Raw genomic sequence first — 22,967 nt, forward strand, 5'->3', positions numbered from 1 at the left:
TGCTTGAGGGATATCTATGCGCCGCCGCAGCCTGGCCGTACTGGCCGCAGTGCCGTTGTTGTTCGCCGCCGCCTGTGGCTCCGGAGGTGGCACGGACACCGTCGCCACTCCGGCCGGTGCCCAGGCGGCGCCGGACCTGAAGGTCACCGGGGAGGCGAACGCCAAGCCGACCGTGGCCTTCCCGGCGAAGGTCGTCGAAACCTCCTCCTACAAGGTGGTCACGCCCGGGACCGGTGCCGTCTCCGTCAAGGAGGGCGGCAGCGTGGTCGCCAACTTCACCGTCTTCACCTGGGACGGTAAGGAGAACAAGATGGCGGGCTCGACCTACGACGAGGGCGGCCCGCAGCTGATCACGCTCAACGAGCAGGTTCCGGAGATCCTGCGCAAGGGCTTCACCTCGACCAAGAGCGGCGGCCGGTTCCTCTCGGTCGTCGCCAAGGACGCACTGCCCAAGGAGCAGCAGGCCCAGGCGCCCGCGGGCCAGTCGCAGGTCTTCGTGGTCGACGTGGTCGACGTTCCGGCGAACAAGGCCGCCCAGGGCACCGCGGCCGACCCCGGGATCAAGGGTGTCAAGGTGGAGAACCCGGGCGGAGAGGCCGCGCCCAAGCTGACCACCAAGACCTCGGAGAAGGCCCCCAAGGGGCTCGTCGCCAAGACCGTGATCAAGGGCTCCGGGCCGGAGGTCAAGTCGGGCCAGTCGATCCTGGTCCAGTACGCGGGCAAGATCTGGGGATCGGACCTGGAGTTCGACAGCAGCTGGTCGCGCGGCGGTGAGCCGATCATATTCCAGATCGGCACCGGGAAGGTCATCAAGGGCTGGGACCAGGGCCTGGTCGGCGTCCCGGTCGGCAGTCGCGTGCTGCTGAGCATCCCGCCGGACCTCGGTTACGGCAAGGAGGGATCCGGCGACAAGATCAAGGGCACCGACACGCTGGTCTTCCTGGTCGACGTCCTGGCGGCCTACTGAGCCGCGGGAACCGGTGAGGTCGCCGCACGCCGGTCGGCGGTGGGGCACGGGCCCGCGCCCCGGCCGGGCCGGGCCTAGAATCCCGGCTGTGAGCAGCGACGACCTCGGCACGGTGGCGGCCCTCCACGACCCGGTACGGCGGGCCGTATACGAGTACGTGATCTCTCTCGGCCGCGAGGCCGGGCGTAACGAGACGGCGGAGGCGGTCGGGGTGCAGCGCACCCTGGCCGCCTTTCATCTTGACAAGCTGGTCGAGGCCGGGCTGCTGGAGGCGGGTTTCAGGCGGCTGACGGACCGCACGGGCCCCGGCAGCGGCCGGCCGGCGAAGGTCTACCGCAGGGCGCCGGGGGAGTGGCAGGTCAGCGTCCCCGCCAGGGACTACCGCACTCTCGCGCTGGTGCTGGCCGAGGTGGTCGACCTGCTCGGCGGGGACGAGGTGGCCCAGGAGGCCGCGCGGCGGGTGGGCGCGGGGCTGGGGCGGGAGGGGGAGGACCTCGGCCGGGCGCTGCGCGGGCGGGGATACGAACCCTACGAGGAGGGGGACGACCTGCGGCTGCGCAACTGCCCGTTCCACGTGCTGTCCCTGGAACATCCGCTGCTGGTGTGCTCGATGAACCTGGCGCTGTGCCGGGGGCTGATCGAGGGGCTCGGGGACGACGGGGCGACGGCCAGGCTGGATCCCCGGCCGGGGGAGTGCTGCGTCGCCTTCTCTAAAAACAATAAAAATTGACATAGAAGGGCGGGGGATGGTCTGCTGATGGCCATGCATCTCGCCCAGCTGAACGTCGGCCACATGCGTGCCCCCGTCGACTCCCCCGAACTCGCCGACTTCGTCGCGGCACTCGAACCCGTCAACGCGGTCTCCGACGCCGCCCCCGGCTTCGTCTGGCGTCTCAAGGGCGGTGACAGTCCCCAGGATGTCGTCAAGCACGACTACGGCGACCACCTGGTGATCAACTTCTCGGTGTGGGAGTCGCGCGACACCCTGTGGGACTTCGTCTACCGCACCGTCCACCTGGGGTTCCTGCAGCGGCGCAGGGAGTGGTTCCTGCGCGTGGCGCAGCCGTACTCGGTGATGTGGTGGATCCCCGAGGGTCACATCCCGACGCTGGAGGAGGGGATGCGGCGCCTCGAACTGCTGCGGGCGCAGGGCCCCGCCCCGGAGGCGTTCACCTTCAAGGACTTCTACGACAGCAGCGAGGCGGCGTGGCGTCCGGCGGCGGCCGAGGCCAGGAAGTAGGCCAGGTCCTCGTCCAGGCCCCTGCCCATCGTGGACAGCCGCACCGGGCAGTCGCGCAGCGCCTCGTACAGGCCGTCCACGGGCACCCGGACCAGCTCGTGCCGTACGGCCAGCGGCTCGGACTGCTCGGCGACCCGCCCGCCGAAGGCGCCGGGCAGCTCGGGCACCGCGACCTGGGCCGGGGCCAGGGCCACCCTGCCATAGGCGGTCAGCGAGTGGTGGGAGACCCCGATGTGGCGCTCGCGCCGGTCACCCTCGCTGATCCGCAGCGCCGCGACGGGCCGGCCGCCGAGCACCGCGGCGGCGTTGACCGCCTCGCCGGCCGAGACGCCGGAGAAGCCCCAGCGGGTGCCGGTGCCCAGGTTCCCCGGTCCCTGGGTGACGATCGCCACGTCGGCGCCCATGACGTGGCGGGCCGCGAGCAGGCCTGTGTGCAGCGTCACGGCCTCGACGTCGCCGCCGAACGACTGGCCGACCGTGACAACCCCCTCCAGCCACCCGGCCTGCCTGAGCTGGGCGCAGGACATGGAGAACCAGGCGGGCAGCGCGCCGCCGTCGAGCATCACGTAGGCGACCCTGACGGCCCGGCCCTCGTCCGCCCGCTCGGTCTCCGCGGGAGTGGTCGTCTCGGGGGCCTCGCCCGTCTCCCGCGCCTGTTCCCGGGCGGCGGGGCCGCCGGGAGGGCGTGAGCCGTACAGGCCGCAGAGGATCGCCGGCAGCGCCGAGTGCAGATCGGCGACGACCACCGGCATGCCGTCCAGCGAGTCGGCGTCGCGGAGCGTCTCGTGAAAGGGGGAGTCCTGCTCGTCGGCGCCGAGCACGGTAGCCTGCAGCGGGGTGTAGCGTGCCTTCACCAGGTGCCCCGGCCCCTGCGGATCTTTCGGCAATCTGTCCGGGAGCGCCACCACCATGGCGTAACCTCCCGTACCGAGACCCATCGCGAGCGCGGTCGTGTTGAGGAGCACCGTGTCGCCCGGCTCAGGACGCCCGACCAGGGCGGGGTAGGCCAGCGCGCGGACGTTTCCCTCCTCGGTGGAGACGTCGAGTTCCATCGCTCCCGGCCACTCTCGCCGGATCCGCACGATCTCGCCCCTGCGCCATCTGATCACCGGGGAAGAGTAGCGTCACCTGGACGTAGAGTCATGTGAACGGGGAAGGAGGCCGGATGTCTCGCCGGAAGACCGAGCGGTTGCTGAACCTTGTGATCTGCCTGCTGGCCACGAGGCGGCCGCTCAGCGCCGAGCACATCCGCCAGGCGGTGCCCGGCTACGACGCCGCCAACGACGAGGCCTTCCAGCGGATGTTCGAGCGGGACAAGAACGAGCTGCGCGAGATCGGCATTCCGATCGAGGTGCAGAAGGACCCCTGGGAGGAGGATCCGGGCTACCGGATCGTCCGGCAGGCCTACGAGCTGCCCGAGATCACCCTGGAGCCGGACGAGGCGGCCGTGGTCGGCCTGGCGGCCCAGGTGTGGCAGCGGGCCAGTCTGGCCGAGGCGGCCAGCGGCGCGCTGCTGAAGCTGCGCGCGGGGGGTGTGGAGACCGACGAGGCGGGCGGGATGCTCGGCGGGGCGCTGGAGCTGCGCGTCGACACGAGGGACCCGTCCTTCCCCGCGCTGTGGGAGGCCGTGCGCGACCGGCGCGCGGTCCGCTTCCCCTACCGGGCGGCGGCCAGCCAGAGCGTGCTGACCCGGACGGTCGAGCCGTGGGGCGTGGTCAGCCGCCGCGGCCGGTGGTACGTCGTCGGGCACGACCGCGACCGCGGCGCGGCGCGGGTGTTCAGGCTCAGCCGGATCAACGGCCCCGTCGTCCCGGTCGGCCGTCCCGGGACCGTCGTGGTCCCCGAGGACGTCGACATCAAGTCGATGGTCGGCTACCGCGACGACATGACGGTCCAGGAGCGCACCGCCCTCATCCGGGTCCGCGAGGGCACCTGCCAGGGGCTGCGCCAGGTGGCGAAGGCCGTACGGCGGGGCGATGACGGGTGGGACGAGCTGGACGTCGACTTCACCGACACCGAGCGGCTGGCCGGATGGGTGGTCGGCTTCGCCGCCGACGCCGAGGTGGCCGGGCCGCCGGACGCCAGGGAGGCAGTGATCTGCCGGCTGAAGGGCGCCCTGGCATGACGGGCGCGCGAGCGGCGGTCCGGGCCGCCGGTGAGGAGTGGACAGTGGCCGGGCGGGACGCGGGGCCGAGAAGGAGAGGCGAGGCATGAGCACGGCGGACCGGTTGCCCAGGCTGCTGGCCCTGGTGCCCTACCTGATGTCGCACCCCGGGGCCCAGGTGCCCGAGGTGGCGAAGATCTTCGGGCTGAGCGAGAAGCAGCTCATCGACGACCTGCAGCTGGTGTGGATGTGCGGGCTGCCCGGACACACCCCCGGTGATCTGATCGACGTCTCGTGGGACGGCGGCGAGATCATCATCGACAACGCCGACACCATCGCCCGCCCGCTGCGGCTGGGCGTCGACGAGGCCAGTGCCCTGCTGGTGGCCCTGCGCATGCTCGCCGAGCTGCCGGAGTTCGGCGAACGCGACGCGCTGGCCCGGGTCATCGCCAAGTTCGAGCAGGCCTCGGGCGAGGGCGCGGCCGCGGTCAGCAGCCAGGTCGCCGTCGAGGTCGACGCAGCCCCCGACGCGCTGCCGACCGTCAACGAGGCGCTGCGGTGCGGCAGGCGGCTCTCACTGCGCTACTACGTGCCGGGCCGCGACGAGATCACCCCGCGTGAGGTCGACCCGATGCGCCTGGTCGTGGTCGACGGCCGCTCCTACCTGTCGGGCTGGTGTTACCGGGCCGAGGCGGTGCGGCTGTTCCGCCTCGACCGGATGCTCACGGTGGAGATCCTCGACGTGGCCGCCGATCCGCCCGCGGACGCCGTGCCCGGCGAGGTGACGCCCGGGGTGTTCCGCCCCTCGCCGACCGACGAGCTGATCGAGCTGGAGCTGACCCCCGCGGGCCGCTGGGTCGCCGAATACTATCCGTGCGAGCGGGTCGAGGAGCTCGGCGAGGGCCGTCTGCGGGTGGGGCTGCGCGCCCGTGAGCAGGACTGGCTGGTGCGCCTGGCGCTGCGCCTGGGGGACACGGGGCGGGTGCTCTCCCCCGCCTCGCTGGCCGACGACGTCAGGCGGGCCGCGACGTCCGCGCTGAATCGTTACGAGTCGGTCTCCTGACACGCGACGTTATGATCTGTTGATATGAGCTGGATCTTCGCCGCGGTCGGTCTCGCCTTCGCAGGCCTTGTGCTGCTGGGTTTTCTGGGGGTCCGCGTGCTGCTGGCCACCCGGGAACTGGGCAGGGAGGTCGACGGAATACGCCGGAGGATCACCCCCGCACACAGCGCCTTCAACGAGCAGGTCCGGACAATCCAGGCCCGGAAGGGATGAGTCTGTGCCCGGGGGAGCGTACGATCGGGCAAGAGAGTGCATGTCGTTCGGCTTAAGGATGTGTCATGCCCAACCTGGGACCCACCGAGCTGATCATCATCGGAGTGATCCTGATCCTGCTGTTCGGCGCGAAGAAGCTGCCGGACGCGGCTCGTGGTCTGGGCCGATCGTTGCGGATCTTCAAGGCGGAGACCTCCAAGCTCCGCGACGACGACGAGGCGGGCGCTCCGGCGGCCACCGTCGTCCAGGCACAGCCGCAGGCCGCCCCGGCTCCTCAGCCGCTCCCCACGGCTCCCGCCGCCCAGGCGTCGGTCGAGGAGCAGGCCCGCGCCCTCGAGGAGCAGGCCGCCAAGCTGCGTGCCCAGGCCGGTGCCGCGAAGCCGCAGTAGGCTTCCGGTTGGTTCCTGATCACATCACTCGTCAGACCGGGATTCGTGAATGGCGCTGCTGAAATGGCCCAAGCCGGGCTCGAACGGATCGGTGTCGTCCGAGGAGAGGTCCGAGGGACGCATGCCGCTCATGGAGCATCTCCGTGAGCTGCGCAACCGTGTGATCATCGCCCTGCTCGCGATGGTCGTCGGCATCATTGTCGGCTTCATCTTCTTCCAGCCGATCTGGGCCTTCATCACCGCGCCCTACTGTGGCCTGCCCGCGTCGCGGATGCTGCGGCCGGGAGAGTGCACCTTCGCCATCCGCGGCGTCTTCGAGGCCTTCTTCGTCAACCTGAAGGTCGCGGCGATGTTCGCGATGGTGCTCTCCTCACCGGTCTGGCTGTACCAGATCTGGGCCTTCGTCACCCCCGGCCTGTACCGCAACGAGAAGCGCTACTCGATCTCGTTCCTCGGCCTGGCGATCCCGCTGTTCGCGGCGGGCGCGGCGCTGGCCTACCTCATCATGGACACCGGCCTGTCGATCCTGCTCGGCTTCGCGCCCGACAACGCGATCCCGCTGCTGGAGATGGACGACTACCTCACCTACGCGCTGGTGATGCTGATCATCTTCGGTGTCTCCTTCGAGCTGCCGCTGCTGATGGTCTTCCTCAACGTCATCGGGGTCCTGCCGCGTGCCACGGTGGCCAAGCACCGCCGCATGGTCATCTTCATCATGTTCGTCTTCGCGGCGCTCGCGACGCCGAGCACCGACCCGTTCTCGATGATCGCCCTGGCGATCCCGATGGTCGTGCTGTTCGCCCTCGCCGAGGGGTTCATGTACCTCAGGGAGAGAAGGGCCGCCGCCAAGGGCGATGACTTCTCCCAGCTGTCCGACGACGAGGCCTCTCCGCTCGATCTGGAGACGGATACCGACTCGCCGAAGTAAGCGATGGATTCCCGGGCCGTGCCCGGAGAGATCGCCGTCCTCGTCAATCCAGCCGCCCGGGGCGGACGTTCGCGGGAACTGCTCGGCCCGGTGCTGCACCGGTTGCGCCGCGGCGGAGCCGAGGTCTCGGTGATCGTCGGTGAGTCCGCCGCCGACGCCCTGACCCGCGCCCGTACGGCCGTCGCGGCGGGCGCGGGCACGCTGGTGGCCTTCGGCGGCGACGGGCTGGTGCACCTGGCCGTCCAGGCGGTCGCGGGGACCGGCGTCCCGCTGGGGATCGTCCCCGCGGGCACCGGAAACGACATCGCCGCCGCGCTCGGCCTGACGGGGAGATCACCCGTGGCCGCCGCCGACGTCGTGCTCGGCGGCGGGCTCCGCGCGGTCGACGCCGCCAGGACCGGTGACGGCGAATGGTTCGCCGGAGTCCTCGCCTGCGGCTTCGACTCCCGCGTCAACGAACGGGCCAACCGGATGACCTGGCCGCCGGGCATGGCCAGATACCTGCTCGCGCTGGCCGAGGAGCTCCGCTCCTTCCGGCCGATCCCCTTCCGGATCACCCTGGACGGCCCCGAAGGGCCCGAGGTGATCGAGCGGGAGGCCATGCTGGTCGCGGTCGGCAACACCTCCTCCTACGGCGCGGGGATGCGCGTCTGCCCGGACGCCGTCGCCGACGACGGCCTGCTGGACGTGACGATCCTCGGCGCCGTCTCCAAGGGCCGCTTCCTGCGGGTCTTCCCCCAGGTCTACCGGGGCGCCCACGTCGCCCACCCGTTCGTCGCGACCGGGCGCGCCCGCCGGATCACGCTGGAGGCCCCCGGCGTGGTCGCCTACGCCGACGGTGAGCGGCTCGGCCCCACCCCGCTCACCTGCGAGATCGTCCCCGGCGCGCTCCGGGTCCTCGTCCCGGCGGCGTCCGGGCCCGGATCCCCGGATCTTTCCGGGCCCGGAGCCCGGCGTGGGGAACCGGAGAGTAACGTTCCCGCCGAGTCCGCGCCGGACGGACCGGAATCCCGATATCGGTAGGCTTGGAGACATGACGACCCCAGCGGAACGTTACGCTGCCTTCCGTCAGAGCCAGGCCGACAGCGGGCCGGCGCTGACCTCGTTCCGCGGGCTGTACGACTTCGAGCTGGACGACTTCCAGCTCGACGCCTGCCGCGCGCTCGAGGCCGGCGACGGAGTGCTCGTGGCGGCCCCCACCGGCTCGGGCAAGACCGTGGTCGGCGAGTTCGCGGTGCACCTGGCCCTGGAGGAGGGCCGCAAGTGCTTCTACACGACCCCGATCAAGGCGCTGTCCAACCAGAAGTACAACGACCTGGTCAAACGGTACGGCGCGGCCAAGGTCGGCCTGCTCACCGGTGACAACAGCGTCAACGGCGAGGCCCCGATCGTCGTCATGACGACCGAGGTGCTGCGGAACATGCTCTACGCAGGGTCCGGCACCCTGGCGGGGCTCGGCTTCGTCGTCATGGACGAGGTGCACTACCTGGCCGACCGGTTCCGGGGCGCGGTCTGGGAAGAGGTGATCATCCACCTTCCCGAGTCGGTGCGGCTGGCCGCCCTGTCGGCCACCGTCAGCAACGCCGAGGAGTTCGGCGAGTGGCTGGGGGAGGTCCGCGGCGACACCAGCGTCATCGTCGACGAGCACCGTCCCGTCCCGCTCTGGCAGCACATGCTCGTCGGCCACCGCCTGTACGACCTGTTCGTCGGCGAGGAGGACGGCAGCCGGCCGCTGGTCAACCCGAACCTGCTGCGCCTGGCCAGGGACGAGGAGCGGCAGGCGTACGGCAGGGGCCGCAGGGGCTACTCCCGCCCGCGCAGGAGCGGCCCGCCCGACCGCGCCCAGGCGATCGAGCGCCTCGACGCGGCGGGTCTGCTGCCCGCGATCACGTTCATCTTCTCCAGGGCCGGTTGCGACGCCGCGGTCATGCAGTGCCTGTACGCCGGGATCCGGCTCACCACCGACGACGAACGCCACGAGATCCGGCAGATCGTCGACGAGCGCACCGCGCACCTGCCGGACGAGGACCTGGCCGTGCTGGGATACCTCGAATGGCGGGACGCCCTGGAACGCGGCCTGGCCGCCCACCACGCGGGCATGCTCCCCGCCTTCAAGGAGGTCGTCGAGGAGCTGTTCACCCGCAACCTGGTCAAGGCCGTGTTCGCCACCGAGACCCTCGCGCTGGGCATCAACATGCCCGCCCGCTCCGTGGTGATCGAGAAGCTCGACAAGTGGAACGGCGAGACCCACGCCGACCTCACCCCGGGGGAGTACACCCAGCTCACCGGGCGGGCCGGGCGGCGCGGCATCGACGTCGAGGGCCACGCGGTCGTGCACTGGCAGCCGGGCATGGACCCGCTGCAGGTCGCGGGGCTGGCCAGCACCCGCACCTACCCGCTGCGCTCCAGCTTCCGCCCCTCCTACAACATGGCGGTCAACCTGGTCGGCCAGGTGGGCAGGGAACGCGCCAGGACGCTCCTGGAGTCCTCCTTCGCCCAGTTCCAGGCCGACCGGGCGGTGGTCGGCATCGCCAAGCAGGTGCGCCGCCACGAGGAGGCGCTGCAGGGCTACCGCGAGGCGATGACCTGCCACCTGGGCGACTTCGAGGAGTACGCCGCGATGCGCAGGGCGCTGTCCGACCGGGAGGCCGAGCTGTCGCGCCAGCGCGGCACGGCCCGCAGGGCGCAGGCCCTGCGCTCGCTCGAGGCGCTGCGGCCCGGTGACATCATCCGCGTCCCCGGCGGGCGCAGGGCGGGGCTCGCGGTCGTCCTCGACCCCGGCCTCAACTCCCGGGGCGAGGGGCCCTCCCCGCTGGTGCTGACCATCGGCAAGCAGGTCAAGAAGCTGTCGCCCGCCGACTTCCCCGTGCCGGTCGAGCCGGTCGAGCACCTGCGCATCCCGAAGAACTTCAACGCGCGCTCGCCGAAGGAGCGGGCCAGCCTGGTCTCGTCGATGCACGCCAAGGTCGGTGACCGTGACTTCGGCAAGCCCGCCAGGGCGCGCGACCACGCCGCCGAGGACGAGGAGATCCTCCGCCTGCGCCGAGAGCTCCGGCAGCACCCCTGCCACGGCTGTGACGAGCGCGAGGACCACGCCCGCTGGGCGGAGCGCTACTACAAGCTGCTTCGCGAGACCGAAGGGCTGCGCCGCAGGGTCGAGGGCCGCTCCCACGTCATCGCCCGCACCTTCGACAAGGTCTGCGGGGTGCTCGACCAGCTCGGCTACCTCGACGGCGAGAGCGTCACCGCCGAGGGCCGCCGGCTGGCCCAGCTGTACACCGAGCTGGACCTGCTCACCGCCGAGTGCCTGCGCGCCGGGCTCTGGGACGACCTCGACCCCGCCGAGCTCGCGGCCTGCGTCTCCTCGCTGGTCTTCGAGTCCCGGCAGGCCGACGAGGCACGCCAGCCGAAGATCCCCGCGGGCGGCGTGCAGAAGGCCCTGGGCGACATGACGCGCCTGTGGGGGGAGCTGGAGGGCATCGAGAGCGACCACGGCCTGTCGTTCATCAGGGAGCCCGACTTCGGGTTCGCCTGGGCGGCCTTCCGCTGGGCCAAGGGCCACAGCCTGGACGCCGTGCTCGGCGAGGGCGTCAACGGCTCCGAGCTGGCCGCGGGAGACTTCGTGCGCTGGATCAAGCAGCTGCTCGACCTGCTCGGCCAGATCTCGGACGCCGCGCCCGCCGGCAGCAAGGTGAGGCAGAAGACGGGCAAGGCGATGGACGCCCTCCGGCGCGGGGTGGTGGCCTACTCCTCCCTGACCTGAGACTCTCCGGGGCCCCTCCTGGCCGGCCTGGGGCCCTATCCGGGCTCCTGGCCGGTTGAGCCCCGGCCGGGTCTCTCCGCGCCGTCCTGAGACCCGTTCCGGGGGGCCGGAGACGAGTGGCTCCGGAGTGGCCGGAGCCGGATAACAGCCGGGCGCGAAAGCCAACTGACCGCCCGGTCAATACCTTGTGACGGTTGGCGTGCGGAACGTCACCTTGAGGACGGTTTCCCGGGAGATCGCCCTGGAAATCCCCATGGCGGAGCCCCGTTCAACCCCCGCCCCAGGGAGGTAGGCATGTTCGCCCTTGCCGCCGCGTTGCTGTTCCTGCTCGCTCTGATCTTCCAACTCGCCGGTGTGGCCCTCGGCACCGTCGTGACCGTCACCACGCTGGTCCTCGCCGGACTGATCGCGGTCGCGCTGCACCTGCTCGGTGTCGGCGCCGGCTGGACGCTGAAGAGGTAGTCGCCCTCGGACGTTCCGGGCAGGCGGTCCGGGACGGCGCGCCGGAGGGATCCGCCAGGGTCCCCACCGTCAGGCCAGGCTGAAACGGACCTCCCTGGTCGCGGGGTCGGCGCGCGTCAGCCGTACCCGGACCGCCTTACCCAGCGGAAGCCGCTCGCCGTCACAGCGGGCGATCACCGCGGGGTCGGTGACCTGCACCTGGCCCCACGGATGCCCCTCGTCCACGTCGATCACCACAGCGTCGAACGTCTGGCCGACCCGCTCGCGCAGGACGAACGCCTCGACCAGATCCACGCACGCCCGCTCGACCGCGCCCGCGCGCCGCCCGGTCAGCCGCATGATGCCCGGCAGCTCGCCCATGACCCGCTGGACATCCTCGGGCACCGGCTCCCCGGCCGCGATCGCCAGGCAGATCTCGGTGGCGTAGCGGTCGATGAGACGGCGCAGCGGCGCGGTCACGTGGGCGTACGGCGCCGCCACCGCCGCGTGCTCCGCCTGGACGGGCGGCTCGCCGTTGAAGGCCACGTATCCGGCGCCGCGCAGCAGGACCGTCGACTCCTCCAGGAACGCGGCCTGCCCGGGAACCTTCGGGTCGAGGCCGTGCACGACCTCCCCGTAGGAGGTTCCCTCGGGCCACGGCACGCCGAGGGCCGCGGCCACCCGCCGGACCTGGGCGACCTTCTCGGCGGGGGCGGGCGGCAGCACCCGCAGCAGGCCGATCTCGGCGTCCAGCATCATCGAGGCGGCGGCCATGCCGGTCAGCAGCGAGATCTGGGCGTTCCAGGCCTCGGCCTCCATCGGTGCGCGCAGCTCGACCCGATAGCCGTCCCCGTCGGGGACGACCTCCTGCTCGGGAGTGGGCAGCGTGACACCGCCCCTGGCCCGCTCCAGCGCGAGCCTGAGCCTGCCGATCTCGGCGAGCAGCCGCAACGTGCCGTCCGCGGTGCCGGTGTCCACGGCGGTCTGCACGTAGTCGTAGTCGAGCCGTTCGCGGCTGCGCACCAGCGCCCTGGTCACGTCGGTGCCCACGATCCGGCCTTCGGCGTCGAGGTCGACGCACCACAGCGCGGCGGGCCGGACGGCCCCGGGCAGCAGGCTGGCCGCGCCCTCCGACAGCAGGGGCGGGTGCAGCGGGACCCGGCCGTCGGGCATGTAGACGGTCTCGCCCCGGCTGCGGGCCTCGGCGTCGATCGCTCCGCCGGGCCGTACGAACGCCGCGACGTCGGCGACGGCGTACCAGACGCGGTAGCCGCCGGCGCGCTCCTCCAGGTGCATCGCCTGGTCCAGGTCCATGGAGCCGGGCGGATCGATGGTGATCAGCGGCAGGTCGGTGCGGTCCAGGGCGGGCAGCGCGGGCACCTCGGCGACCCACTCCGCCTCCTCGGAGACCGTCTGGGGGAAGCCCTCGGGCAGCTTCTGCTCCCGGCGGATCCGGTCGAAACCATCGTTGAGCCGCGGATGGGACTCTCCGGACACACGGATGCTCTTGTGAGGCACGGAGGCCAACCTACCGCTCCTCGTCGCGGCCGCGTCCGCGGGGAGTGGTAGGCCGGCCGCCGTCGAACGGAGGGACCGGGGAGCGCGGGGCGGAACGCCGGCGCGGGCACCCGCCCGGCGGTCTCTCAGGCCCTCGGGATCACCGCTGTTCGCGGGCGGCGAGGAGGGCGGCCAGGGCGGCGGCGATGTGGGTCTCGGCGGCGGCCTTGTCGATACCGAGGCCGGTGAGCACGCCCGTGCCGTCTTCGAGCTCCAGCAGCGCCAGCAGGATGTGCTCGGTCCCGACGTAGTTGTGGCCCAGCCGCAGCGCCTCCCGGTGGGTGAGCTCCAGCGCCTTCTTGGCCCGCGCGTCGTACGGGACGAGGGCGGGCACCTGGTCGGCCGCCGCCGGCAGCGCCGCGGTCGCGGCCTGCCGTACGGCCTCCAGTGTCAGGCCCTGCGCGATGATGGCCTTCGCGGCGATCGCCTCCGGCTCGTTGAGCAGTCCCAGCACCAGGTGTTCGGAGGTGATCTCGGCGTTGCCCGCCGCGTGGGCCTCGTTCTGCGAGGCCACCACGACGTTCCTGGCCCGGTCGGTGAAGCGGGCGAACCTCTGGGCGGAGTCGAGGTCCGACGGCTGCCCGGGGTCCTTGGGGACGAAGCGCTTCTGGGCGGCCTGCTTGGTCACTCCCATGTTCCTGCCGATGTCGGTCCAGGAGGCGCCCGAGCGCCTGGCCTGGTCCACGAAGTGGCCGATCAGGTGGTCGGCCACTTCGCCGAGGGAGTCGGCGACGATGACCGCGTCGGAGAGCTGCTCCAGGACGTCGGAGCGCGTTTTCTTGATGGCCTCGATCAGGTCGTCGAGGCGGACCGGGTTCGTTATGCGGGTTGGTTCCGTCATGCGTCAACCATAAGTTGACGATTGAGGGATCGTCAACATGGGGTTGACGATTTTGGGACCGGGATAGGCCCGGGACGCCTCGTAGCCGGGATCACCGGGGCGGGGCTTTCGGCTGCGGGCGGCGGCTCCGATTCGCAGACAACTCATTGCAGGCGGGCATTTGCATTTGCATTTTCCTTCACCGTCAAGAGACCTCGCGGCTGCTGTGGCAGGACCACACCTTCCCGGCGCTCCCGCTGCTCGCGCGGTAGGGGGTCCGTGGCAATCGCGGAAAATCCAGACGGCCGGCTGTGTGGCGGGATACGGCCCGGTCGTCGAACCGCTCAGGACGCCGCCGGCGGTGACCCCGGTGGACGGCACCCGCTGCCGCGAGCTCCGCTGCCAGCCGGGCGGCCTGCTCACCCACGACGGCTGACCGCCGGGGCGGGCGCCGGGATCAGGTTCCCGGCGCCCAGGAGAGCGCCTCGGACAGCCGGCTCAGGGGGCCGTTCAGGCCGTAGCGCTCGGCCAGGGCGGCGAGCGTCTCCGGATCGCGCGGCTTGCCGGGGAGGGCGAGGTCCAGGTGCTCCGGGACGGGCACGTCGCGGGCGACCCGGACCACGGCCGGGGCGACCCGCAGGTAGTCGCGGGCCGCGCTCAGCCTGGCCCGCTGGCCCGCGGTGAGGTCGCCGCCCTCGTCGACGGCCCGGATCAGGGCCTCGAGCGAGCCGAACCGGGTGATGAGGCTCGCCGCGGTCTTGTCGCCGACCCCCGGCACCCCCGGCAGGCCGTCGCTGGGGTCGCCGCGCAGGGTGGCGAAGTCGGCGTAGGAGCGTCCCGGGACGCCGTACCTGGCGCTGACGGCGGCCTCGTCGACGAGCTGGAGGTTCTTGACGCCCTTCGCCGTGTAGAGGACCCGGATCGGCCCGCCGTCGTCGACGAGCTGGAACATGTCCCGGTCGCCGGTGACGATGTCGACCCCGCCCTCGGCGCGGGAGGCGAGCGTGCCCATCACGTCGTCGGCCTCGTAGCCGGGCACGCCGAGGCGGGCGATGCCCGCCGCGTCGAGGACCCGCTCGATCACCGGCACCTGCGGGGCGAGCGTGTCGGGCGTCTCCTCACCGCCGTCCGGGGCGACCCGGTGGGCCTTGTAGGTCGGGATCGCCGCCACCCGGAAGGCCGGACGCCAGTCGGCGTCCATGCACGCGGCCAGCTCGCCGGGGGAGTGCTGCCTGACCAGCATGGCGATCATGTCGATGAGTCCGCGGACCGCGTTGACGGGCATTCCGTCGGGGGCGGTCACCGACTCCGGAACTCCGTAGAAGGCGCGGTAGTACAGAGACGGGGTGTCGAGAAGCATCAGCCCGGGCATGGCGACCATTTAACCAACTCGTTCAGCCGCGCACGCCGATCACCAGCACACAGGTGTCGTCTTCGGGGTTGGGCCCGCCGACCGACCGGATCAGCCGGTCGAGGCCGGCGCGCAGGTCGCCCCACTCCAGGCCGGCCGCCGCCTTCAGGGTCAGCGCGAGGCCCTCGTCGATGTCGCGGTCGCGCCGCTCGACCAGCCCGTCGGTGAACAGCAGCAGCAGATCTCCCTCCAGCAGCCGCACGCTGGCCGGTTCGTACGGCACGGACCTGGTGGCCCCCAGCAGCACCCCGGCGGGCGGCTCCAGATGGGCGGCGGCCCCGTCGCGGATCAGGATCGGCGCGGGGTGCCCGGCCTGACCCCAGGTGAACACGCCGGTGGCCGGATCGAGATGGCCGACCACCGCGGTCGCGGTCGTCTCCTCGAAACGGTGCATCATCAGCTCGTTGAGCCAGGTCAGCAGCCGGTCGGGCGACTCGCCCGTCATCGCGAGGCCGCCCAGCGCGTGCCGGAGGCGGGTCATCTGGGCGATCGCGGGCAGGCCGTGCCCCGACACGTCGCCGACGGTCAGCAGCACCCGGCCGTCGGGCAGGGTCGCGGCTTCGTACCAGTCGCCGCCGAGACCGTCCTTCATGCCCGCGGGGATGTAGCGGACCTCCATCCGGGCGCGGGGAAGGTCGACGGCCGAGCCGAGGCCCGGCATGATCGCCTCACGCAGGGTCACGCTCACCTCCCGCTCCTCGGCGGCCCGCTCGCGGACCTCCAGCAGCTGCCGCCGGGACTCCGACATGATCCGCTCGGCCCTGCGGCGGCCCGTGATGTCCTGGATAACGCCGTGGACGGCGGAGCGTCCGCCCGTCACCACGAGGTCGAGGGCCGCGCGCAGGTTCCGGACCTCTCCCTCGCGGCGGATGCGGAACTCGGCCTGCCCCGGCTTGGCCAGGTCCACCACGGACCGCAGCAGCCGGTCCAGGACCGCCCGGTCCGGCGGCTCGACGTGGCCGACCAGATCGCGCAGGTGGATGGGGCCCTCGCCCGGGTCGCGGCCGAAGATGGCGTAGGCGTGGTCGGACCAGGTGGACTCGCCGCTGTGGAGGTTCCACTCGGCCCAGCCCAGGTCGCCCAGCCGTTCGGCGTGGGCCAGCCGTGCGCTGAGATGTTGTTGTTCCACGGCCATGTGCTCGTCCAGCTCTCCGCGCAACCGCTGCACCATCTCTGCCGCGGTCAGCGGGGCGGAACCGGTCACGTGGTCGTTTCGTGGGTGGAGGGGTGGCTGGTGGCCGCCCACTACGCCGACCATTTAGCTCGCTCTCGAAACATGGGGGGCCTGCGGACGTCCCGTCGACAAAATGTGATCGTCCTTCAACGGATTGTAGTGACGTCGTCGCGCTCCGGCGTCCTTTTCCCGGACTTTTCTCTGCCGGTCAGGGCGGGGGTGGGGTGGTGATCCGTCTCGGATTACATTGGTCGGTGTGACGATGGAGTCCTCTGACCTGTACCCCGTTTCCCGCCTGGCCGCCGCCCAGGAGGCCACGGCGGCCGCCGGCCTCGGCGCGCTGCTGCTCACGCCGGGCCCCGACCTGCGCTACGTGACCGGCTACGAGGCGTTGCCGCTGGAGCGGCTCACCTGCCTGGCGCTGCCCGCCGAGGGCGAGGCCTTCCTGGTGGTGCCCCGCCTGGAGCTGCCCGCCGCCGAGCACTCCCCGGCGTCGCGGCTCGGCATCGAGTTCGTCCCCTGGGACGAGACCGAAGACCCCTACGCGATCGTCGCCGCACGTCTGGGCGGGGCGGCCGGCGCCGGTGGTCGGGTGGGCGCGGTCGGCCTGGCCGACCGCATGTGGGCGATGCAGTCGCTGCGCTTCCGCGACGCGCTGCCCGGCGCGGACCAGGTGCTCGCCGGGACGGTCCTGCGGGGGCTGCGCATGCGCAAGAGCCCGGCCGAGGCGGCCGCGCTCCGCGAGGCGGGCGCCGCGATCGACGCCGTGCACGCGCAGGTGCCGGGTTTCCTGCGGGCGGGACGGACCGAGCGGGAGGTCGGCAGGGACATCGCCGAGGCGATCATCGCGGCGGGTCACTCGACCGTCGACTTCGTCATCGTCGGTTCCGGCCCCAACGGCGCCAGCCCCCACCACGAGCTGTCCGACCGGGTCATTCAGGCGGGGGAGCCGGTCGTGGTCGACATCGGCGGCCAGATGCCCAGCGGCTACTGCTCGGACTCCACCCGGGTCTACTGTGTCGGGGAGCCCCCCGCGGGCTTCGCGAAGTACTACGACGTGCTCCAGCGGGCCCAGGAGGCGGCGTGCGAGGCCGTGCGGCCCGGGGTGTCCTGCGAGGCGGTCGACGCCGCGGCGCGAGAGGTGATCGCCGCCGAGGGCTACGGGGAGTACTTCATCCACCGCACGGGGCACGGCATCGGCCTGGAGACCCACGAGGAGCCCTACATCGTGGCGGGCAACGCCGAGCCGCTGGCACCGGGCTTCGCCTTCTCCGTCGAACCGGGCATCTACCTGCCGGGGGCGCACGGCGCGCGCATCGAGGACATCCTGATCTGCACGGAGGAGGGCGGCGAGCGGGTCAACCACCGGCCTCGCGAGCTCGTCATCGTGTAACGGATGTCACAATCAGGGTGGCCGGCGACCCCGGCCGCCCTTTTTGCTGGTCGCACCACAACCTGGAGTGTGCGGATATGACCGTTGAGCGTATTCTGCCGACCGCCGAGGCCCACGACCTGCTGGACCTGGTCCGTGACCTGATCGGCAAGGAGGTCGCGCCCCGTGCGGTCGCCGACGAGTCCGCCGGGCGTTTCCCCCGCGAGGTGTTCACCGTCCTGGGCAGGTCGGGCCTGCTCGGGCTGCCCTATCCCGAGGAGTACGGCGGGGCGGCGCAGCCGTACGAGGTCTATCTCCAGGTGATCGAGGAGCTCGCGGCCGGCTGGCTGGCGGTCGGGCTCGGCCTGTCGGTGCACACCCTGTCCTGCTTCCCCGTCGCCGCCTACGGCACCGCGGAGCAGCGCGCCGAGCTGCTGCCGGAGATGCTCGGCGGCGAGCTGCTGGGCGCCTACTGCCTGTCCGAACCCCAGTCGGGCTCCGACGCCGCCGCCCTGACCACCCGCGCGGTGGCCGACGCCGAGGGGTACGTCGTGGACGGCGTCAAGGCGTGGATCACCCACGGCGGCGTCGCCGACTTCTACACCCTGATGGCCAGGACCTCCCCCGACGGAGGCCGGGGCATCTCCTGTTTCCACGTTCCCGCGGGGACCGAGGGCCTGTCGTTCGGCGCCCCGGAGAAGAAGATGGGCATGAGGTCCTCGCCGACCGCCCAGGTCCGCTTCGACGGGGCACGGCTCGGCCCAGGCGCGCTGCTGGGCGCCGAGGGGGAGGGCTTCCGCATCGCCCTGGCCGCCCTGGACGGAGGCAGGCTCGGCATCGCCGCCTGCGCCGTCGGCCTGGCCCAGGCGGCCCTGGACGCGGCCGTGGCCTACGCCGGGGAGCGCAGGCAGTTCGGCTCCCGCGTCATCGATTTCCAGGGAGTCGGCTTCATGCTCGCCGACATGGCCACCCAGGTCGCCGCCGCCCGCGCCCTCTACCTGGACGCCGCCCGCCTGCGCGACGCGGGCCGCCCGTACGGCACCCGGGCCGCGATGGCCAAGCTGTTCGCCACGGACATGTGCATGAAGGTCACCACCGACGCCGTCCAGGTGTTCGGCGGATACGGCTACGTCGAAGACTTCCCGGTCGAGCGCTACATGCGGGAGGCCAAGGTCCTGCAGATCGTGGAGGGCACCAACCAGGTGCAGCGCCTGGTGATCGGCAGGGCGCTGGCCAAGGGCACCGCCGCGTCGTGACGTTTCCGGTTCCGGCCCGGGGGACGTTCCCCGGCCGGGACGCCGTGGGCGGCTCCGTGGGCCGTCGCCGCCGGTCGCGGGGTCTCGGGCGGCCCCGCCGGAGGGCTTACCAGAGCAGGTGCAGCAGGGACAGGGCGGTGAGGAAGGCCGCGCAGCCGAAGGTGATGAGCAGGGTGCGCAGGCGCGCCATGCCCGTCGGGCGCAGCAGGACGGGGAGCGACAGCCCCATGATCACGAGGACGGCGAACATCCACGGCCCGTCCGGCGGCGGGCCGCCGTGCGGCAGGACGGCCGCCCGCTGGATCTCCTGGGCACCCTGGGAGAACAGCAGGCCGCTGAAGATCCCCACGGTCGCGTCGCCGCTCAGGCCGCGCCGATGGCTGAGGTAACCGACGAGGCCGAAGGCCACCATGGTGATGGCCAGCGCGGTCTGCCAGTTGTAGCCGGCCTGGGCGAGCAGGGTCTCCTGGTGGTTGAGGGCGTGGGCGATCACGTGGCCCGCGGTCAGCCCCGCGGTGGCCAGGAGGCCGTTCAGGGCCGCCCACCAGGCATTCGCCGAGCCACGGGCCACGACGAGGACCAGCAGCCCGTAGACGTACGGATCGTAGATCGCGGCGACGCTGTTGGGCAGCACCTCGGCGAGTGACTCGCCGACGACGGCGAGGACCATGCCGAGCGTCAGGCCCGCCAGCATCCTCTTGATGATGAGGCGTTCCCGTCGGTCCAGCGCCTGGAAGTCGACCTGCCAGGGGGTTTCGTGCTGGTTGCCGTGCATGCCCTTTTCCATGGCCGCCATTTCGCCCCCTCGCGCGTCCCGATTTCCTCCCTGCTCCGGAACCGTATCCTTCCCATTGCTGCCCGGTTGTTTCTAAAATATGACAAACCAGTCAAAAATCCACTTTTTTCTCTGATCGAAACATGACTCTCGCCGGGGAAGCCTCCCTTGGCGAATCCCGCGGACCGGACGGATCCCCGGCGGACACGGGGCGGAGACGGTTTCCGCCGCCCCGCGCGGGGTCGTTCAAAACTTGTCAAAGCCTCGTTCAGAGCCCGTACTGCTCCAGCAGCCGCAGCCAGACCTCGCTGACCGTCGGGAAGGACGGCACGGCGTGCCAGAGCCGGTCGAGCGTCACCTCGGCGGTGACCGCGACCGTCGCCGAGTGCAGCAGCTCGGCCACCCCGGGCCCGACGAAGGTCACGCCCAGCAGGACGCGCCGCCGCTCGTCCACCACCGCCTTGGCCCTGCCCCGGTAGCCCTCGCCCAGCAGGTAGGCCCCGGAGACCGCGCCGAGGTCGTACTCGACCACGCGCACGTCGAACCCCTCCGCCCTGGCGGCGGCCTCGGTGCGGCCGACCGCGCAGGCCTGGGGGTCGGTGAAGACCACCTGCGGCGCGCCGTACCCGTCCGCCGCGTCGCGCAGCCCGGGCAGGTCGTCCCGCTCTCCCCGGGCCCTGGCCACGATGACGTCGCCGCACACCCGCGCCTGGTACTTGCCCATGTGGGTGAGCAGATTGCGGCCGTTGACGTCGCCGACGGCGTACAGCCAGCCGTCGGCGACGCCGGTCGCCCGCATGCTGTCGTCCACCTCGACCGGACCCCTGTCCGGCAGGCCCACGACGCCGAGGCCGAGATCCCCCGTCGAGGGCGTGCGCCCCGTGGCCACCAGCAGCTCGTCGGCCTCCACAGGCGCCCCCTCGGCCAGATGGACGGTGACCGGGCCGCCGGGCAGCGGCCGCTCGACCCGGGTCACCCGGGCGCCGGTGCGCACCTCGATCCCCGCGTCCGTCATCGAGGCCGCCACCAGCTCCCCGGCGAACGGCTCCATCCGGCCCAGCAGCGAGTCCCCGCGCACCAGGAGCGTCACCTCCCGGGCGCCGAGACCGTGCAGTGCCTGAGCCATCTCACAGGCCACCACGCCTCCACCCAGCACCGCCAGCCGCCGGGGGACGGCCCGCACCCCGGTCGCGTCCCGGCTCGTCCACGGCGAGGCCTCGGCCAGCCCGGGAACCGGCGGAACCAGCGGACGGCTGCCGGTGGCCAGCACGACGGCGTGCCGGGCGCGCAGGGACCGCACCGAGCCGTCCGGCGCGGTCACCTCCACCTGCCGGGGACCCCGCAGCCTTCCCCGTCCCCGCACGAACTCCGCGGGCAGGCCCTCGATCCACTCGACCTGCTTGCCGTCGTCCAGGTTCGAGACGGCCTCGTCCCGCCGGGCGAGCACGGCGGCGACGTCGATCGGCCCCGGCTCCAGGCCCGGCACCCGGCCGACCTCCGCCGAGAGCTCCACCGGGCGGAGCAGGGCCTTGCTGGGGATGCACGCCCAGTAGGAGCACTCACCGCCCGCCAGCTCCGTCTCGACCACCGCGACGCTCAGCCCGCCGCGGGCCACCCGGCCCGCGGCGTTCTCACCCGCGGGACCGGCGCCTATGACGACCACGTCGAACTCGTCGGACACGACTGCCTCCAGAACTCCAGAACTTCCCGGACGATCGGCCGGTCGCCGGGCCTCGGGCCTCGGGCCGGGGCGCCGGTCGCACCAGCTTTTCATCCGGGACCGCCGGCACGCGTGACCGCGCGCCGGATTCGCGGACCTCTGTCCTGGGTCCGCGGGCTTTCGCCGTCCACCGGCCCGCCTCAGCGGCGGCGCCCCCTGGGCTTCAGCGGGATCCCGGGCAGCTCGGGCGCGGGCAGCCGGTCGCCCGCCGTGCCGGGGACCGTGCCGAACGTGTCGCCCGTCATCCACTCCCGCCTGAAGTGGACGATCTCCTCGTGGTCGCGGCCGACGAAGTTCCACCACATCACGATCCGCTCCTCGAACGGTTCGCCGCCGAGAAGCAGGAGACGCGCGGGCCCGCCGGCCCGCAGGGTGAGGCCGGAGCGCCCGGTGCCGAGATGGAGCAGCGGCCCCGGCGCGAGGTCGGTCCCCTCGGCCCGCGCCGTGCCGGACAGGACCAGCAGTGCGTACTCGAAGTCGGGCCGCAGCGGGATCAGGGCCTCCGCGCCCTCCGGCAGGGACACCTCGGCGCCGGTCAGGGGGCTGTAGGTCCGGGCCGGTGACACGACGCCGCCCAGCTCGCCCATGAACACCGTCGCGGTGAAGCCGGGGCCGGTCAGCGACGGCAGCGCCGGATGATGTTCGAAGTGCGGCTCCACCAGCCGGTGCGCGGAGGGGAGCGCCACCCACAGCTGCACCCCGTGCAGGCCGGCGTCGCGAGGGGACTCCTCCGAGTGCGAGATGGCGCGGCCCGCGGTCATGAGGTTGAGCTGCCCCGGCCGGATCAGCTGCTCACTGCCCAGGCAGTCGCGGTGCAGAACCTCGCCCGTGACGAGCCAGCTGACCGTCTGGAGCCCGGTGTGCGGGTGGGCGGGCACCCTCATGGTTGTCTTCTCCGGGCCGTAGTGGTCCAGGAAGCACCACGCCCCGACCATCCGGACGTCCCTGTTCGGCAGGGTCCGGGTCACCTTCATCCCTCTCGGACCGCCCAGCACCACGTCGCGGCCCGTCAGCAGCTCGTTCACCGGCTCCGTCGTGACGCCCGTGAAGCCGCCGCACTCGGTCTCCCGAGGGTCCTGTTCAAGGTTGCTCACCAGGTTCCTCCAGCATGGGTGCCCCGTTCCTCTAGAGAATGTACGACCTGGGAACGTACGGCGGCCCGCGGGAGGTCCGGCGACCGCGGCCGGGCAGGGTTGGGACCATGCCGTGACCATGGGGCGGTGCGGGTGACCTCCCCGTGCCGTTACCGTTGATCGGGTGGAGGAGATCGACCGCCGGATCGTGACGTTGCTGGCCAGGGATGGCCGGATGAGTTTCACCGACCTCGCAAGGGAGACCGGGCTGTCGGTGTCGGCGGTGCACCAGCGGGTGCGTCGGCTGGAGAAGCGCGGGGTCCTGCGGGGATACGCGGCGCTCGTCGACTACGACGCGGTCGGGCTCCCGCTCACCGCGTTCGTCTCCATCAAGCCCATCGATCCGGCCGCCGCGGACGACGCCCCCGAGCGGCTCGCCCACCTGGGCGCCATCGAGGCCTGCCACAGCGTGGCCGGGGACGAGAGCTACATCCTCAAGGTCCGGGTGGCCTCGCCGATCGCGCTGGAGGAGCTGCTCCACCAGATCCGCAGCTCGGCCAACGTCTCGACCAGGACGACGGTGGTGCTCAGCACGCCCTACGAGCACCGCGCTCCCGAGCTCATCGGCGCCGACGAGGGCAAGCCCGAAGAGCAGGTCTGACGCGCCGCCCGGCGCGGCCGTACGGCCCGCGTCCGGAGGG

The 22,967-nt window shown here is 72.1% G+C and carries 23 protein-coding genes; 15 read left to right on the forward strand and 8 right to left on the reverse strand.

Features of this window, described 5'->3' with window-relative positions:
- Window positions 1–16 precede the first annotated feature (16 nt).
- The 3 genes from AB0N02_RS21375 (at window position 17) to AB0N02_RS21385 (ending at window position 2,207) form a co-directional block, all read left to right on the forward strand.
- On the forward strand, window positions 17–967 hold the full coding sequence (locus tag AB0N02_RS21375; protein WP_363949083.1) for an FKBP-type peptidyl-prolyl cis-trans isomerase: 951 nt from the start codon (window positions 17–19) through the stop codon (window positions 965–967).
- Between the two features lie 88 nt (window positions 968–1,055).
- On the forward strand, window positions 1,056–1,697 hold the full coding sequence (locus tag AB0N02_RS21380) for a transcriptional regulator (protein ID WP_363949085.1): 642 nt from the start codon (window positions 1,056–1,058) through the stop codon (window positions 1,695–1,697).
- 27 nt (window positions 1,698–1,724) lie between these two features.
- Window positions 1,725–2,207 carry a DUF3291 domain-containing protein gene (locus AB0N02_RS21385; protein ID WP_363949087.1) on the forward strand — a complete coding sequence of 161 codons (483 nt, stop codon included), beginning with the start codon at window positions 1,725–1,727 and terminating at the stop codon, window positions 2,205–2,207.
- On the opposite strand, the gene AB0N02_RS21390 is transcribed toward AB0N02_RS21385, so the two are convergent.
- On the reverse strand, window positions 2,153–3,316 hold the full coding sequence (locus tag AB0N02_RS21390) for a DUF3866 family protein (protein ID WP_363949090.1): 1,164 nt from the start codon (window positions 3,314–3,316) through the stop codon (window positions 2,153–2,155). The two genes, AB0N02_RS21385 and AB0N02_RS21390, sit on opposite strands and share 55 nt — an antisense overlap.
- Before the next feature lie 56 nt (window positions 3,317–3,372).
- Here AB0N02_RS21390 and AB0N02_RS21395 point away from each other — a divergent pair, with 56 nt between their 5' ends.
- The 8 genes from AB0N02_RS21395 to AB0N02_RS21430 all read left to right on the forward strand — a co-directional run bounded on the left by AB0N02_RS21395 (window position 3,373) and on the right by AB0N02_RS21430 (window position 11,129).
- On the forward strand, window positions 3,373–4,332 hold the full coding sequence (locus tag AB0N02_RS21395; RefSeq protein WP_363949093.1) for a WYL domain-containing protein: 960 nt from the start codon (window positions 3,373–3,375) through the stop codon (window positions 4,330–4,332).
- Between the two features lie 85 nt (window positions 4,333–4,417).
- Entirely contained in the window at window positions 4,418–5,374 is a 957-nt protein-coding gene (locus AB0N02_RS21400) for a WYL domain-containing protein (RefSeq protein WP_363949095.1), read from the forward strand.
- Window positions 5,375–5,398: 24 nt separating this feature from the next.
- Window positions 5,399–5,587: a hypothetical protein gene (locus AB0N02_RS21405; protein ID WP_363949097.1), complete on the forward strand. Its 189-nt coding sequence runs from the start codon at window positions 5,399–5,401 to the stop codon at window positions 5,585–5,587.
- A gap of 65 nt (window positions 5,588–5,652) precedes the next feature.
- Complete coding sequence (gene tatA, locus AB0N02_RS21410) at window positions 5,653–5,976, forward strand: Sec-independent protein translocase subunit TatA (protein ID WP_363949099.1); 324 nt, start codon at window positions 5,653–5,655, stop codon at window positions 5,974–5,976.
- 49 nt (window positions 5,977–6,025) lie between these two features.
- Window positions 6,026–6,904 carry a twin-arginine translocase subunit TatC gene (tatC, locus tag AB0N02_RS21415; protein ID WP_363949101.1) on the forward strand — a complete coding sequence of 293 codons (879 nt, stop codon included), beginning with the start codon at window positions 6,026–6,028 and terminating at the stop codon, window positions 6,902–6,904.
- A gap of 18 nt (window positions 6,905–6,922) precedes the next feature.
- Window positions 6,923–7,927 (forward strand): YegS/Rv2252/BmrU family lipid kinase, encoded by a 1,005-nt coding sequence (locus AB0N02_RS21420; protein WP_363949103.1) that lies wholly within the window; start codon window positions 6,923–6,925, stop codon window positions 7,925–7,927.
- A gap of 10 nt (window positions 7,928–7,937) precedes the next feature.
- Complete coding sequence (locus tag AB0N02_RS21425) at window positions 7,938–10,667, forward strand: DEAD/DEAH box helicase (protein ID WP_363949105.1); 2,730 nt, start codon at window positions 7,938–7,940, stop codon at window positions 10,665–10,667.
- Window positions 10,668–10,961: 294 nt separating this feature from the next.
- Window positions 10,962–11,129 (forward strand): hypothetical protein, encoded by a 168-nt coding sequence (locus tag AB0N02_RS21430; protein WP_363949107.1) that lies wholly within the window; start codon window positions 10,962–10,964, stop codon window positions 11,127–11,129.
- A gap of 69 nt (window positions 11,130–11,198) precedes the next feature.
- Here the strand turns inward: AB0N02_RS21430 and AB0N02_RS21435 are convergent, their stop codons facing one another.
- Window positions 11,199–12,626 carry an RNB domain-containing ribonuclease gene (locus tag AB0N02_RS21435; protein ID WP_363949109.1) on the reverse strand — a complete coding sequence of 476 codons (1,428 nt, stop codon included), beginning with the start codon at window positions 12,624–12,626 and terminating at the stop codon, window positions 11,199–11,201.
- Window positions 12,627–12,765: 139 nt separating this feature from the next.
- A complete protein-coding gene (locus AB0N02_RS21440) occupies window positions 12,766–13,506 on the reverse strand; it encodes a Clp protease N-terminal domain-containing protein (RefSeq protein WP_363949111.1) in 741 nt (246 codons plus the stop codon).
- A gap of 292 nt (window positions 13,507–13,798) precedes the next feature.
- On the opposite strand from AB0N02_RS21440, the gene AB0N02_RS21445 reads away from it, so the two are divergent.
- Window positions 13,799–13,921: a hypothetical protein gene (locus tag AB0N02_RS21445; protein ID WP_363949113.1), complete on the forward strand. Its 123-nt coding sequence runs from the start codon at window positions 13,799–13,801 to the stop codon at window positions 13,919–13,921.
- A 21-nt stretch (window positions 13,922–13,942) separates the two neighbouring features.
- On the opposite strand, the gene AB0N02_RS21450 is transcribed toward AB0N02_RS21445, so the two are convergent.
- Both AB0N02_RS21450 and AB0N02_RS21455 read right to left on the reverse strand, forming a co-directional pair.
- Window positions 13,943–14,857: a 5'-3' exonuclease H3TH domain-containing protein gene (locus tag AB0N02_RS21450; protein WP_363949116.1), complete on the reverse strand. Its 915-nt coding sequence runs from the start codon at window positions 14,855–14,857 to the stop codon at window positions 13,943–13,945.
- Window positions 14,858–14,879: 22 nt separating this feature from the next.
- On the reverse strand, window positions 14,880–16,100 hold the full coding sequence (locus tag AB0N02_RS21455) for a SpoIIE family protein phosphatase (protein WP_363949119.1): 1,221 nt from the start codon (window positions 16,098–16,100) through the stop codon (window positions 14,880–14,882).
- Window positions 16,101–16,332: 232 nt separating this feature from the next.
- Between AB0N02_RS21455 and AB0N02_RS21460 the strand changes: the two genes are divergently transcribed.
- On the forward strand, window positions 16,333–17,463 hold the full coding sequence (locus AB0N02_RS21460; RefSeq protein WP_363949122.1) for a M24 family metallopeptidase: 1,131 nt from the start codon (window positions 16,333–16,335) through the stop codon (window positions 17,461–17,463).
- Between the two features lie 77 nt (window positions 17,464–17,540).
- Window positions 17,541–18,698 (forward strand): acyl-CoA dehydrogenase family protein, encoded by a 1,158-nt coding sequence (locus AB0N02_RS21465; protein WP_363949125.1) that lies wholly within the window; start codon window positions 17,541–17,543, stop codon window positions 18,696–18,698.
- A gap of 106 nt (window positions 18,699–18,804) precedes the next feature.
- Here the strand turns inward: AB0N02_RS21465 and AB0N02_RS21470 are convergent, their stop codons facing one another.
- From AB0N02_RS21470 to AB0N02_RS21480, 3 genes are all read right to left on the reverse strand, one after another.
- A complete protein-coding gene (locus tag AB0N02_RS21470; RefSeq protein ID WP_363949127.1) occupies window positions 18,805–19,494 on the reverse strand; it encodes a hypothetical protein in 690 nt (229 codons plus the stop codon).
- Between the two features lie 247 nt (window positions 19,495–19,741).
- Window positions 19,742–21,154: an NAD(P)/FAD-dependent oxidoreductase gene (locus AB0N02_RS21475; protein ID WP_363949130.1), complete on the reverse strand. Its 1,413-nt coding sequence runs from the start codon at window positions 21,152–21,154 to the stop codon at window positions 19,742–19,744.
- 179 nt (window positions 21,155–21,333) lie between these two features.
- Window positions 21,334–22,287, reverse strand: coding sequence for a pirin family protein (locus AB0N02_RS21480; RefSeq protein ID WP_363949133.1), 954 nt, complete (start codon window positions 22,285–22,287; stop codon window positions 21,334–21,336).
- A gap of 163 nt (window positions 22,288–22,450) precedes the next feature.
- On the opposite strand from AB0N02_RS21480, the gene AB0N02_RS21485 reads away from it, so the two are divergent.
- Window positions 22,451–22,927: an Lrp/AsnC family transcriptional regulator gene (locus tag AB0N02_RS21485; RefSeq protein ID WP_363949136.1), complete on the forward strand. Its 477-nt coding sequence runs from the start codon at window positions 22,451–22,453 to the stop codon at window positions 22,925–22,927.
- Window positions 22,928–22,967: the final 40 nt, after the last annotated feature.

This window comes from Streptosporangium sp. NPDC051022 (assembly GCF_040683035.1).
Classification (GTDB): domain Bacteria; phylum Actinomycetota; class Actinomycetes; order Streptosporangiales; family Streptosporangiaceae; genus Streptosporangium.